Annotated in this window: 12 protein-coding genes; 4 read left to right on the forward strand and 8 right to left on the reverse strand. The window is 41.5% G+C overall.

Annotated elements, in window-relative coordinates:
- Positions 1–42: 42 nt before the first annotated feature.
- Together BUA53_RS13800 and gmk are read right to left on the reverse strand one after the other, a co-directional pair.
- Entirely contained in the window at positions 43–1,299 is a 1,257-nt protein-coding gene (locus BUA53_RS13800; RefSeq protein WP_072835978.1) for a hemolysin family protein, read from the reverse strand.
- A 27-nt stretch (positions 1,300–1,326) separates the two neighbouring features.
- The gene (gene gmk / locus BUA53_RS13805; protein WP_072835979.1) at positions 1,327–1,905 is read right to left on the reverse strand and encodes a guanylate kinase; all 579 of its coding nucleotides are present in this window, start codon (positions 1,903–1,905) and stop codon (positions 1,327–1,329) included.
- A 203-nt stretch (positions 1,906–2,108) separates the two neighbouring features.
- Here gmk and BUA53_RS13810 point away from each other — a divergent pair, with 203 nt between their 5' ends.
- Positions 2,109–2,969 (forward strand): helix-turn-helix domain-containing protein, encoded by an 861-nt coding sequence (locus BUA53_RS13810; RefSeq protein WP_072835980.1) that lies wholly within the window; start codon positions 2,109–2,111, stop codon positions 2,967–2,969.
- Between the two features lie 51 nt (positions 2,970–3,020).
- Here BUA53_RS13810 and BUA53_RS13815 read toward each other — a convergent pair whose 3' ends face one another.
- Positions 3,021–5,486: a TonB-dependent receptor gene (locus tag BUA53_RS13815; protein ID WP_084080078.1), complete on the reverse strand. Its 2,466-nt coding sequence runs from the start codon at positions 5,484–5,486 to the stop codon at positions 3,021–3,023.
- Between the two features lie 177 nt (positions 5,487–5,663).
- Here BUA53_RS13815 and BUA53_RS13820 point away from each other — a divergent pair, with 177 nt between their 5' ends.
- A complete protein-coding gene (locus BUA53_RS13820) occupies positions 5,664–6,251 on the forward strand; it encodes a nitroreductase family protein (RefSeq protein WP_072835981.1) in 588 nt (195 codons plus the stop codon).
- A gap of 48 nt (positions 6,252–6,299) precedes the next feature.
- Here BUA53_RS13820 and BUA53_RS13825 read toward each other — a convergent pair whose 3' ends face one another.
- Positions 6,300–6,656 carry a hypothetical protein gene (locus BUA53_RS13825; RefSeq protein ID WP_072835982.1) on the reverse strand — a complete coding sequence of 119 codons (357 nt, stop codon included), beginning with the start codon at positions 6,654–6,656 and terminating at the stop codon, positions 6,300–6,302.
- Positions 6,657–6,748: 92 nt separating this feature from the next.
- Between BUA53_RS13825 and BUA53_RS13830 the strand changes: the two genes are divergently transcribed.
- Positions 6,749–7,939 (forward strand): hypothetical protein, encoded by a 1,191-nt coding sequence (locus BUA53_RS13830; protein WP_072835983.1) that lies wholly within the window; start codon positions 6,749–6,751, stop codon positions 7,937–7,939.
- A gap of 24 nt (positions 7,940–7,963) precedes the next feature.
- On the opposite strand, the gene murA is transcribed toward BUA53_RS13830, so the two are convergent.
- The 3 genes from murA to BUA53_RS20940 form a co-directional block, all read right to left on the reverse strand.
- Complete coding sequence (gene murA / locus BUA53_RS13835; RefSeq protein WP_072835984.1) at positions 7,964–9,268, reverse strand: UDP-N-acetylglucosamine 1-carboxyvinyltransferase; 1,305 nt, start codon at positions 9,266–9,268, stop codon at positions 7,964–7,966.
- Between the two features lie 106 nt (positions 9,269–9,374).
- A complete protein-coding gene (locus BUA53_RS13840; RefSeq protein ID WP_072835985.1) occupies positions 9,375–10,058 on the reverse strand; it encodes a DUF4290 domain-containing protein in 684 nt (227 codons plus the stop codon).
- Positions 10,059–10,302: 244 nt separating this feature from the next.
- Entirely contained in the window at positions 10,303–10,617 is a 315-nt protein-coding gene (locus tag BUA53_RS20940) for a hypothetical protein (protein WP_084080080.1), read from the reverse strand.
- 142 nt (positions 10,618–10,759) lie between these two features.
- Here BUA53_RS20940 and BUA53_RS13845 point away from each other — a divergent pair, with 142 nt between their 5' ends.
- A complete protein-coding gene (locus BUA53_RS13845) occupies positions 10,760–11,467 on the forward strand; it encodes a head GIN domain-containing protein (protein ID WP_072835986.1) in 708 nt (235 codons plus the stop codon).
- Positions 11,468–11,544: 77 nt separating this feature from the next.
- Here BUA53_RS13845 and BUA53_RS13850 read toward each other — a convergent pair whose 3' ends face one another.
- Positions 11,545–12,552, reverse strand: a complete 1,008-nt coding sequence (locus tag BUA53_RS13850; protein ID WP_072835987.1) for a fumarylacetoacetate hydrolase family protein — start codon at positions 12,550–12,552, stop codon at positions 11,545–11,547.
- Positions 12,553–12,573: the final 21 nt, after the last annotated feature.

The raw sequence follows: 12,573 nt of genomic DNA on the forward strand, positions 1-12,573 counted from the left end.
GAAGAGTTAACGAATCCTTCTACAATCACCCTCTGCATTTGTTTATTTTAAGATCTTTAATTTGACCATCTCAATCCTGGTATCGCTTACACTAAGAATATCAAATTCATAGTCATCAATAATGATCCTTTCCTTCTGGTGAGGAATGGTTTCATGGTGATTGATAATATAACCTGACAAGGTCTCCGACTCATTGCCGGCAAACTCCAGGTTGTACTTTTCTGAAATATAATCCAGTTCCAGGCGGCCCGAAAAAATATACTCGTTCTCAGCCAGCCGCTTCTCCACGAATTCTTCACTGTCATACTCGTCATGGATCTCTCCAAAGATCTCTTCCAGCAGGTCCTCCATGGTTACTATTCCTGCCGTACCCCCAAATTCATCAACTACCCAGGCAATGCTTTTACGCTCCTTTGTAAATTTCCCGATAAGATCTGTTGCGCTCATGCTCTCTGGCACAGCGGGAATTGGCAACAAAATAGATTGAAGTGCATTAGGGTTTTTAAACATATCCAGTTGGTGTATATATCCTACTATGTTGTCTATATTACCTTCATATACGATCAACTTGCTTAGTTTGGTTTCAATAAATTTTTCCCTGGCCTGCTCAGGCGTGCATTTTAATTCAACTCCAATGATCTCTTTCCTTGGCACGAGGCACTGCCTCACTTTTACTTTGGGCAGTTCAAGGGCATTTTCAAATAGTTCTGTATTAAACTCCTCCTGCTCATATTCACTTTCATTGCTTTGCTGGAACATGGTTTCAAGTGTGCCGCTGGAAAGGCTATCCTTGGTTTCCCTGATGCGCACATTAAAAATATATTTCAATACCCAGTCCGAAAGATTCAGGAACATCATTGCTATAGGCTGTAATATCTGGTAAAAGAAGTTGATCAGCCATACCATCCGTGAAAGGATCCAGTTGCTTTGTGCCCGGAAAATAGCCCTGGGAATAAATTCAGCAAAAATGAGCACTATGAATGTAGCGAGTATGATATCCAAAACCAACCTGGCAATGTCATATTTCAGGCCTATGAATTCCCATAATGGAAAGGTGACCTGGGTAAATAATAAAGCAAAACATACCAGGAACAAGGTAAATCCCAATAAAGTGGTGCTCAGGAAAGATTGAGGATTTTCTATGAATTTTGAAAGCAGGATGGCGCTCTGGCGACCCTGTTTCTTTTTTAATTCGATGCCAAAGCGGTTAATGCTGTAAAAAGCCATTTCCACACCAGCAAAAAACCCCATCATGATTATGGTAACAAAAAACCAAACGAGCGTTGTAACTGCTATCATCAAAGTAAAGATATAAAAACTGCCCGCTTAATGAATAAAGGCCGAAACTATTGCTTCAGCTTCTTTACAGGCATGCCGAAGGTCATTATTTACAATGATATGATTAAAGGAATGCTTAAAGGAAAGCTCATAAGCTGCTTTGTTTACCCTGGCATTCAGCGACTCTTCGCTTTCAGTGCCTCTGCCCTGCAACCGGTTCTTTAATTCATCCACGCTGGGAGGTTCTATAAAAAGGGAGAGGGTGGATTCTGGAAACTGTTGCTGCACGTGAATGGCACCTTTTACATCTATATCCAGTACAGGTATTTTCCCGTCATTCCATATCCGGTGCAATTCAGATTTTAGTGTCCCATAATATTTCCCCTCATACACCATTTCCCATTCTATAAATTCCTCATGCTGTATCTTATTGGCAAAATCCTCCGGGTCAAGGAAATAGTAATCAACGCCGTTCCTTTCAGAACCCCTTGCCTGGCGCGTTGCGGCTGAGATGGAAAAAGCAAGGCGGTCTGAGAAAATATCCAATAAATAGCGGGTGATGCTGGTTTTTCCAGCCCCTGAAGGAGCTGTAATGATCAGGATTTTTTGCTGCGTATTGATGGTCATTAATATAGTAGTGTAAAAAATAAATGGCCAATAGGCTGTGCCACGAAGTTAGGAGAGAATGAAAGTCAAAAATCAAATTATAAACTGAAAACCAGGGATCCATCAGAAGTGGCTACTCCTATTAAGCTTTGCCCATACCCTGATCCAACCAATTACATGGCCGGGAGTAGCTTGTCCAAAGCAGTTTTCCCTAACTTTATTTCGTGCAACACATTGAGTTTTTCCATAGGGATCATTTCGAATTCAATTACCACCGGAAAAAGGCTAAGAAGTCTTTATCTCATTTTATTGACTTTTTCTGGGAAACAGATTTTGATGAATTGTACAAACAACATCCAAACGGTTTTTCAGATGCCTTGTTTCCAAACATTGGATATACTTACCTTATCAACCTGGGGACTCCCTTCGTGATGCAACTGGAAGATGAAAAATTCGAAATGCGCACACATGGATTTTTACCCAGGCATAAAAATATGATATGTCATCATGCTGCAGGCAACAGGATATTTGGTATCAAATTCAAGGTATCACCTGTGATATTTGAAAAGAGGGTAAACTTCTCAGAGTATAAGGAATATATATTCCCATTAGCTTACCTGCTTGACCAGAAGCTCCTGGAAAAGATCAAAACTGCAGGAAGCTTTAACCAGAGAGTGCAGGTAGCCACCGATCATTATGAGCGCATCATAGAAAGATATGCAGGCTCATTAAAACAGGTTGATGTAGTTACCCAGATCCTGAAAGAATTTACAGAAACAGGCAACTTCACAGTTTCCATTGAAGAACTGTCGGCACGATATCATATAAGCTCGCGTACGCTGCAGCGCTATTTCGAAGCCACCACCAGCATCAGCACCAAACAGGCTTTGCAAATAATGCGTATCAGGAAAGCAATTGAACACCTGACAACAGATCCTGCCAGCTTCTCCTACAGCCTGTATGGTTATTTTGATTACAGCCATTTTTACAAACACCTGAAAAGCTTTTTAAACCATCAAACCCTATCGCAGGTTCAGCCGCATTTACTGATATTGAAAAAGAAAAATATTGAGCAGGTGCAATAAAAAAAGTGCCCCGAAAGGCACTCTTCTATCATCCACCAATTCTGCCTGTAATTAGTTTCCGGCTCTTTGTCTTTCTTCTTCCGATGCTGTGGTTCTTCTTCTTGCCTGCTGCACCTTGCTGTTGCCAAAGCGGTAAGTAAAACTTAGGTTAGCCACCCTCGATTCCCTGTAGGCATGCCAGTTCTCTACATAGCTGCCTTTATATTCCACCTTAGCTTTTGGAAGGTTGGTCCAGAAGATATCCGTCATATTAAATCTTATTGTACCCTTGCCATGCATAACTGTTTTTTGACCTCCTACAGCCAGTCCCCATTGCGGATCAAGCACCATATATCCATACTGGCCTCCAGTATTGAGATTGGCATTCAGTTCTGCTGACCATCCTTTTGTAAAAGTGAAATTGTTATTGGTACGTACAGTAGCAGCGGGTTTGCCTGCATTCAATTGTGAGCCTGCAAGATTTCCATTGAAACGGTTGTAATAAATATCAAAATTGTTGGTCATGTTCCACCATTTACTGATCCTTACAGGTACTGCACCACTGATACCTATATAGTCAGACGAGGTAAGATTGACTGGTATCTGCACTGTAATATTTGAATCCTGGCCAGGCTTTATCTCAAAGTTGGGGATCACGTCAAGGATCTTTGACAATACGGTGTTCTCTGGGTCCTTGGTATGGCTATAGCTGAATGAGAAATTCATTTGCTTTAATGTATAGCTTAACTCTGAAGACCATGTTGTTTGTGGTTTCAGTAATGGATCACCCGTTGAATAGATCGTAGCATCTACCTGGAAGAGGAAAGGATTCAACTGGAAATAGCCCGGGCGGTCAATACGACGACTTACTGAAATGCCCAATGTCTGGTCTTCTTTCAATTTGTAATTAAAGAAGGCACTTGGAAACAATTGGAAATAATCATTCTTGTAGCTATCGTTTCCTTTCACCTGGAGTGTTTTAATATTTGTGTGTTCTCCACGAAGACCTACCTGGAAGTCAAACTTCTTATAGGCCTTGCTGAAATTGATATAGCCCGCATTATTGTATTCTTTATAGAAGAACCTGTTGGTCTTTGTTTCATCTACCTGTTTTTGATCAGGCATTACATTATAGAACTTTGCATCATTGTCTGAAGATACATAGCTGGTCTTAGCGCCTACTTCCACCTTGGCTCCGCCAGTTACAGGATGAACGAAATCAGCCTTTGCCGTCTTCAAAGTGAGCTTTCCATTCTGGTCTCCATCAAGTATATCATCTTCTTTTCTCTTTGAACCATTAAGATTATAAAAATAACTGGAGCTCCTTGTCAGCGATGCCGTATTATACACACCATAATCAACATCAGCAGTGAACTCTGTTCCCAGGAAATCAAGTTTCTGTTTGAAATTGACATTAGCCACTGTGTTGTTATTATGGTCGTTGTTGGTACTGATAGACTGGAAACTAAAATCAGGTTGATATTGCGCATCATTTACCATCGTATTTATATCTGCACGCCTTTTAAAACCATTAAAATTGCTATTGACTACAAATCCGACAATGGTATTTTTTGAAGGAAAGAAATCAGCTCCCAGTCTTGCAGTGTTTGACTTAATTGGCATTACAGCATAATTATCCTTATCGTCTGACCCTTTGAATACACCTTGTTCAAAGAAGTTCCTGTTTATTATCAAATGATTAAGCTGTTTGCGGTAAGCATAGTTATAATTACCAAATACATTCATCTTTTGATTGCGGTAATTAAATGTGGCGCCTGCATTGGCCTTTGGATAAATGCCCTGTCCATAACCTGCGGTAAAGGTTCCATTGCTTCCCAGCCGCTGGTCTTTTTTCAGGTGTATATCAATGATGCCGGAGTTACCTGCCGCATCATATTTAGCAGAAGGGTTGGTGATAATATCAATTCGCTCAATAGCACTGCTTGGCAACCCTCTCAGGTAATTGGCCAGGTCAGCACCAGTCATAGGTGAAGGCTTTCCATCTATCATGATGATCACGCCGGCTTTGCCCCTCAGGCTTATTGCATCATTCTGGTCAATAGTGATGCCGGGTGAACGCTCCAGTACATCAATGGCCGAACTTCCAGCACTGACAATACTGTTCTCCACATTCACCACTATCCTGTCACTTAGCTTTTGAATAAATGGCTTTTTTGCACTCACTGTAATACCCTGCATTTGCATATTTGCCTTTACAGATAAGATCAATGACTGCAGGGTGACCAATGCCTGGTCTATAGAAAAAACAGGGGAATATTTTGTATTAAAGCCTACAGCGCTTACACGGACCACATAGGACCCATAAGTTACAGCTTCAAAACTTGTATTGCCTGCCTTATCTGTCAAAGAAGTTTTTACCAGTGCAGAATCAGCGCTTTTAAGTAATTCAACTGTAGCACTTTCCACTCCTGCTTTCTGGTCATTCAGAATATTGAGGTTTATAGCTCCTTTCCCTGGCTGTGCCAATGAAAGCAATGCACTCAAGCAGCCCATCAATATCAGTGTAAATCGTTTCATCGTTTAATGTGTTTACACAAATGACCAAAATAATTATGGCTGCACATAGTCAAACTATACAAAGCGTGTAACCAACTTTTTAAAAGGAAGAACCAACAAATTATACGAAAACTGTCGTGTCGTTTTTTTACATTAATAAAGTTTGTCTCCTACCTTTTAATCCTTCAATTTTGCCCAATGAATTTTAATGTAGAGGCTTTCAACCAGTTGATTCGCAGCCGCCGTTCCACTTTTCCCAAACAATTCAAACCACAGCATCATATACATGATTCCATTATAAACCAGGTATTGGAAAACGCCACCTGGGCACCTAATCATGGTAATTTACAGCCCTGGCAGTTTGTTGTATTTACTGGTGAGGGACTGCAAAAACTGGCCTCTTTTCAAAGTGAACTGTATAAAGAAACTGCAGGAGAAAAGTTTAAAGAAGTCACTTATGAAAATTTGAAGGCTAACCCCTTAAAAGCTTCTCATGTCATTGCCCTCTGCATGAAGCGTGACCCAAATAAAAAGTTCCCGGAAGTTGAAGAAATGGCTGCCGTGGCTGCAGCGGTACAAAATATGTATCTCACCATAACTGTTTATGGATTAGGTGGATATTGGACTACAGGTGGCATTACCTATAATGAAAAAGCAAAGCCTTTTTTCGGACTGGGACAAGATGATAAGCTAATGGGATTTTTTTACATTGGAGAAGTCGCTACCCCTTCACCACAGGGTAAAAGACAGCCACTGGAAGAAAAGGTGAAATGGGTGAGGGAATAGTTAGCTGCATTGATAATATGAACTTTCCCTTCATGCTGATTCCCATAATTACATAGTTTCATCCCAGCCTTCATCATTCCATGGTTCGGTTTCCCTGTCCGCTTTTTCAATATCTTTTATCTCAGCTAATACCCTGTGCCCAAAAAAAATGGTAATGCAGTCATAGCCTTTTTTGTCAATAGATTCTGTGTAGATCAATTCCTGTGCAATGTTATTTGTCCTTGAAGAAACGGGTACCAGTTCTAATAATAGATTGGATTGTGGAATGCCCGGAAGGAATTTCTTTACAAGGGCTAACCGAAGGTTTTTTTTGTAACTATATATCTCACCCACCACATACAGAAAAAAACATTCCTGTATTTCATCCCATTCTTCCCAGGATTCCCAAGATAAACTATCTGTCATATAGCGCAATTGTATATGCCAATACTAAAAGATTACAAATGACTAAATCTTTCCATTTTCTTCCATTAATCAGTCTTTATTTAACTTTAACTATGCCAAGAAAAAAAGCAGAAGTGGACAGGTTACTTATTGAAGAGCTTAAAAGTTATGTCCATCAATCTTTTGGAAAGGCCATTACCCATTCTGTGGAGTGCGAACAGTTAAGCGCAGATGTTCAGAGAGTTACGGGTCAATACCTGAGCCCCAACACTTTACGAAGATTTCTGGGTTTCCTGCAATCGCCCTTCTCTCCTGCTCCTAAAACGCTTAATACCCTGGCTGCCTACACAGGATTTTCCAACTGGCCTTCTTACATTCAAAAAGAACACAAAGAAGAGTATTCACCCATGACCATTGATCAGGAAATAAACCTGATCCTTGGGTTTTACCAGATTGACATGAAGGAAGAGGGAGATATGAACTATCATAATGCATGTAGAAATATAGCGCTAAGGATCATTTCCAACCCTGCCCTTTTAGAAAAACTTTCGCCACAATTGGCAAAAAACCCTGTTTCACAGATCTATTTTTTTGAAAGATTTCCTTTTATTGATGGACTGTGCAGGGAGTATAAAAGAAGTGTACAACTGTACCTGCAAAAAAAAACGGGCGAATCAAAGGTCTTCGGACAATGCCTGCTCCTACTGTCTGAATTCCTTTGTGGTAATTATAAATCAGTAAGGATGCAATTTGAAAAACTAAAGATACACACACCCAATACTTCCATGCACCCATTTGTTGTAGCCAGGTATATTGGCAGCCATATACTTGACCGGAAAGTAAGGAATGAAAGTATTGATGATTGTGTGGTTGAATCAAATAAATGGAATCACTACTTCCTCCATAAAGAAAGTACTACATTTTGGCAATACCCCTACTTTCAACATATGATGGCAGGGTATTATAACCTTGCAGGATATTTTGATGAAGCCTATCACCTGGTTCGAACGGTAAAGTATGTACAAAAGAAAATTGAAATTGAAAAAGGCTATTTGGAAGCCCTGGAAATAGTGACCCAATTGTCACATCACAAGCATCAGCCCGACGCATTTAAAAAATGGGTAAGAACCACTTCCTGCCTGGAGGAATGTGTTCCTTTTTTTAAAAAGTTTTATAAGCTCCAGGTATTGAGTGCCTATAGAAATTTATTAAATGAAGGAAAAAGAAAACAAGAAGTAGGAACACAGATCACAGATCTTGTAAAGCAAACAGGGTTCAGGCATTTTTTACTTATTATGGAATAAATCCATAAGCCAACATAACAACAATCACACTCTCCTGATGTCAGCACCTAAATGCTGCAAACGCTTATCAATGTATTGATATCCCCTGTCTATCTGGTCTATATTTTGAATGACACTCTTCCCTTCTGCACTAAGCGCAGCTATCAGCAAGGCTACCCCTGCCCTGATATCCGGCGAGCTCATTTCTATACCTCTCAGCTTATTCTTTCTTTCCAGGCCAATGACGGCAGCCCTGTGTGGATCGCATAGAATGATCTGGGCTCCCATGTCTATTAATTTATCTACAAAGAAAAGGCGGCTTTCAAACATTTTCTGGTGCACCAGCACAGAACCTTTTGCCTGCGTGGCAACCACTAATATAATGCTAAGCAGGTCGGGCGTTAAACCGGGCCAGGGATGATCATAAATGGTAAGCACGCCCCCGTCCATATAAGTTTGAATCTCGTAAAGTTCCTGGCTGGGAATATGGATATCATCACCTGAAATGTTCATCTGGATACCCAATTGCCTGAACCTGTCCGGGATCACCCCCAGGTGCTCAAGGCCCACATTCCTGATGGTTATATCACTTTGCGTCATGGCGGCCAGTCCTATAAAAGACCCTATCTCTATCATGTCCGGCAATATATGATGCGCAGTGCCATAAAGCTTATCAACTCCCTGTATGGTCAGCATATTGCTTCCTACGCCGGAGATGTTGGCACCCATATGATTCAACATCTTACATAGCTGTTGCAGGTATGGCTCGCATGCCGCATTATAGATGGTTGTTGTGCCCTCCGCCATCACCGAAGCCATAACCAGGTTGGCAGTACCGGTCACTGAAGGTTCATCAAGCAGCAGGTAGGTGCCCTTCAATCCTTCCGTACTAAAATAAAAGAAACCATCTTCGGCATAATAGGTGAATGTTGCGCCCAGTTTTTCAAAACCCAGTAAATGCGTATCCAGTCTTCTCCTGCCTATCTTATCTCCTCCCGGTTTGGGTATAAAAGCTTTTTTATACCTGGCCAGCATGGGGCCTGCCAGCATAACAGAGCCGCGTAAACGCCCACTCTTTTTTTTGAAGTCTTCACTTCTCAGGTAGTTCAGGTTTACATCGTCTGCCTGGAAGATACAGGTGTGCCTGTCAATTCTATCCACCTTTACATTCATCTCGGATAGCAGCTCTATCAGGTTATTTACATCCAGTATATCCGGAATATTGCTAATGGTCACCTTTTCCGATGTCAGCAAAACAGCGCTGATGATCTGCAAGGCTTCATTCTTTGCCCCCTGGGGTTCTATCTCGCCTTTAAGTTTTATTCCCCCTGTTACTTCAAATGATGACATGCTATTTAGTTAAGATGATGAAAATTGAACCCTGCAAATTACCGGCTTAAAAGAAAAAGGCTGACAAATTACCTGTCAACCTTTAGTAGTATATGTATGATACTTATTAATAGCGCTTTTTGCCAAACTTCTGGCCACCACCACGTTTGTCATTACGGCCACCACCGCCTCCGCCACCGCGGTTGTTCTGAAATTTTCCGCGTTGCTGGCGTCCATATCCTCCACGATCCCTGTCGCGGTCCTGCGATGGACGGTAAGCTTTTACATATGGCGTATTGGTAAACTCCAGTTGTCCTTCAGTGATGTTATTTAATTCACTTTGAATGGCATCATCATGTACCACATCCTTATGCCAGTTGTTGTAAGCCAGCTTCATGTAATAAGCAATCGCATTGGCAAATCCCTGCCGCTTCTCCTGGCTTTCTTCCTTCAACGCCTTGTTGATCACAAGCTCCAGGTTCTTACCCAGGTGCGAATACTTTGGATAGCGCTTGGGATAAGGAATCGGTTCTGGCTTTGCCTTGTAAGTTTCTTTCTTTGGAATGGGATATGGACTATCAACATCCAGTTTAAAATCACTTATATAAAACAGGTGATCCCAGAGCTTATGCCTAAAATCTTCAACATTCTTTAAATGCGGATTCAAAAACCCCATCAGTTCTATCACCACGTATGCCTGCTTCTGACGACGTTCCCTGTCTTCTATGGACAAAAGGTGCTCCACCATCTTTTGAATATGGCGCCCGTACTCACGCATCGTCAGGTAATTCCTGGTTGTATTGTATTCCATTGAAAGCAAATGTAATAAACAAGGTGATTTAGACAATAGCCTATATTAAAATTAACGGATAACTCTTTTAAGAGCAGGAAAAGGCATGTACAGACCATGGGTGCATCCTTATCCCTCAAACTTTGACCTTGCGTAGTAAAGTACCTAAAGTTTATTACTCCCTGCTCAATATTCCATACTACTGAAAGCTTCCTGATTCTAACGAAAGGACATTCAAGATTATATTATTACAACTTCTTTCTATTTATTCTATAAAAAGTAAAAACTGCCTGTCTACAAACTTATTTCCATAAAAACGCCACCAGGGTCCTGCCAACTTCCAGGCTAAAGGGAGGATGTCCCATAGATGACCCATAGATGTCCCATAGATATCCCATAGATATCCCAACCATATAAGCATTGGGACATCTATGGGATATGTATGGCCGATGTATGAGATATTAGTTGGATGTACACCTAGTAGGCTGAATTTAGAATTGGATGGATCATAATGCGGTAGTTTCCAGGGTAGTATTACCGCTTTCCTGGGTAAGGTTGGTAAAAAAGGCCCGGAAGCCATGTTGCCGCTTTTGGATTTTTACCATTCTCCCCTTCTTTCCACCGCCTGTAATTTTAAAGGGCATTACAGTAACCAGAAGGAGTTTACATTCGTTATACGAAAGATTTCGTTATTTATAGATAATAAACTTAAACCAATTAGTATGAGTAAAGTTCTTATGGTAGCAGCTACAGGATTGTTGATAGCGACTGCTGCACATGCACAAAAAAGAGAATCCATTGAAGGCAATGGAAAGATCATCACCCGTGATGTAAAGGTTTCTTCATTCAACAGTTTGAAAGCTTCCGGTGTTTATGAACTGAAATTATCACAGGGCAATACAGAGGCCGTAAAAATTGAGGCTGATGAAAACCTGCAGGATCTTTTCCAGGTGCATAATGAAGGCGACAAACTGGTGATAGAAATGAAAAAGATGGAAAACAAGAATTTTAATAATAAGACCAAATTGAAGGTCTATGTAACATTTAAGAACCTGAAGGAAATGGAATTGAGCACGGTGGGCAATGTAGCTTCAGAAGAACAATTATCATTTGGAGACCTTGACCTGAAAAACAAAAGTGTAGGCAATGTGAACCTTGAGCTTACGGCTTCCAGGATTGATATTAAAAACACCAGTGTGGGTAATGTGCACCTGAGTGGAAAAGCGGATAATGCCATCGTTAAAAATTCTGGTGTAGGATCAATAGAAGCAGGAAACTTTGTGGTGCAAACCATGGATATTGAAAACACCGGCGTTGGCCATGCGGAAGTGAATGCTGCAAAAGATCTGAAGGTGAAAGATTCCTTCCTGGGTAAGGTGAGGAACAAGGGAGCTGCAGCTACCAGGCGAATGAATACAGTGAAGGTGTAGGCCGAAGGTTGAAAAGTTACCAGGTTAAAAGGTTGACAAGGAAAGATATTCCATGTCAACCTTTTACAATTTTAATACTACCCTTTCTTACGATTTAAGATACTCCAGTCCGTGTCTTCCTGCACAATGGTGTTGGAAAGTGTGCCCAGTTCTTCAATATTCATTTCAACCACGTCACCATCCTGCAACCATTGTTCCTGGTATTCGGGGTCATTTAGTTTACCCGTTCCGTTCAGTTCAAGAAAACACCCGGTTCCTACCGTACCGCTGCCAATGATATCGCCTGGCAAGAGGTCAACACCATAGGAGGCTCTTTCAATGATCTCGGCAAATGTCCAGTCCATATCTGCAAGGTTACCTTCACTTACCTGCGTACCGTTGACAGAGCAGGTCATTTTCAGTTTCCAGGATTTTCCAGTATGGCCTTCTTTAGGTGCCACTTCAAACGGTTGCAATTCATCTAAAGTTACCAGCCATGGTCCAACAGTGGTGGCGAAATCCTTGCCCTTGGCAGGACCAAGGTTCAGCAACATTTCTTCCATTTGCAAACGGCGTGCACTGAGGTCATTCATGATCATCAGCCCTCCAATGTATTCATCCGCTTCCTCTGCTTTAATATTTCTACCTGGTTTACAGATAACAATAGCCGCTTCAAGCTCGAAATCGAGTTTTTCCAAATGATCCGGCATGCAGCTTACCTCGCCCGGACCTTTGATGCTATGGTGGTTGGTAAAGTAAAAGATTGGGTACTGGTCAAATTCAGGGATCATCTCCACCTTGCGGTTGCGCCTTGCGGCAGCCACATGTTGCCTGAAAGCATAGGCATCGCGGCAGGAGGGTGGATACGGTACCGGAGCTAAAAGTTCAAGGCTTTCAACAGGCTTTCCCTTGCTACGGCCAATTCTTCCCTCACGGATCATATCAACACCTGCCTGCGCTACAGGAAAACAATCTTCCCAATAGGCCAGGAACATACTCATATTGCCCGGCAGGTCGGGGTGAATATTTTCCATATCATATACCAACCCATCTACCAGCAGGCCTAACTGGTCATGATCTTCGTTGAGGTAAGTAACCAACTTCATAGCTTTCTATTTAAGTCGCCA

The sequence above is a fragment of the Flavisolibacter ginsengisoli DSM 18119 genome (assembly GCF_900129295.1).
Taxonomy (GTDB): domain Bacteria; phylum Bacteroidota; class Bacteroidia; order Chitinophagales; family Chitinophagaceae; genus Flavisolibacter; species Flavisolibacter ginsengisoli.

Coding starts and splice junctions, on each gene's coding strand:
- BUA53_RS20940 (WP_084080080.1), bottom strand. CDS start 10,617: ATGGCTTCCGGGCCTTTTTTACCAACCTTACCCAGGAAAGCGGTAATA.
- BUA53_RS13820 (WP_072835981.1), top strand. CDS start 5,664: ATGAATTTTAATGTAGAGGCTTTCAACCAGTTGATTCGCAGCCGCCGT.
- murA (WP_072835984.1), bottom strand. CDS start 9,268: ATGTCATCATTTGAAGTAACAGGGGGAATAAAACTTAAAGGCGAGATA.
- gmk (WP_072835979.1), bottom strand. CDS start 1,905: ATGACCATCAATACGCAGCAAAAAATCCTGATCATTACAGCTCCTTCA.
- BUA53_RS13815 (WP_084080078.1), bottom strand. CDS start 5,486: ATGAAACGATTTACACTGATATTGATGGGCTGCTTGAGTGCATTGCTT.
- BUA53_RS13800 (WP_072835978.1), bottom strand. CDS start 1,299: ATGATAGCAGTTACAACGCTCGTTTGGTTTTTTGTTACCATAATCATG.
- BUA53_RS13840 (WP_072835985.1), bottom strand. CDS start 10,058: ATGGAATACAATACAACCAGGAATTACCTGACGATGCGTGAGTACGGG.
- BUA53_RS13845 (WP_072835986.1), top strand. CDS start 10,760: ATGAGTAAAGTTCTTATGGTAGCAGCTACAGGATTGTTGATAGCGACT.
- BUA53_RS13850 (WP_072835987.1), bottom strand. CDS start 12,552: ATGAAGTTGGTTACTTACCTCAACGAAGATCATGACCAGTTAGGCCTG.
- BUA53_RS13825 (WP_072835982.1), bottom strand. CDS start 6,656: ATGACAGATAGTTTATCTTGGGAATCCTGGGAAGAATGGGATGAAATA.
- BUA53_RS13830 (WP_072835983.1), top strand. CDS start 6,749: ATGCCAAGAAAAAAAGCAGAAGTGGACAGGTTACTTATTGAAGAGCTT.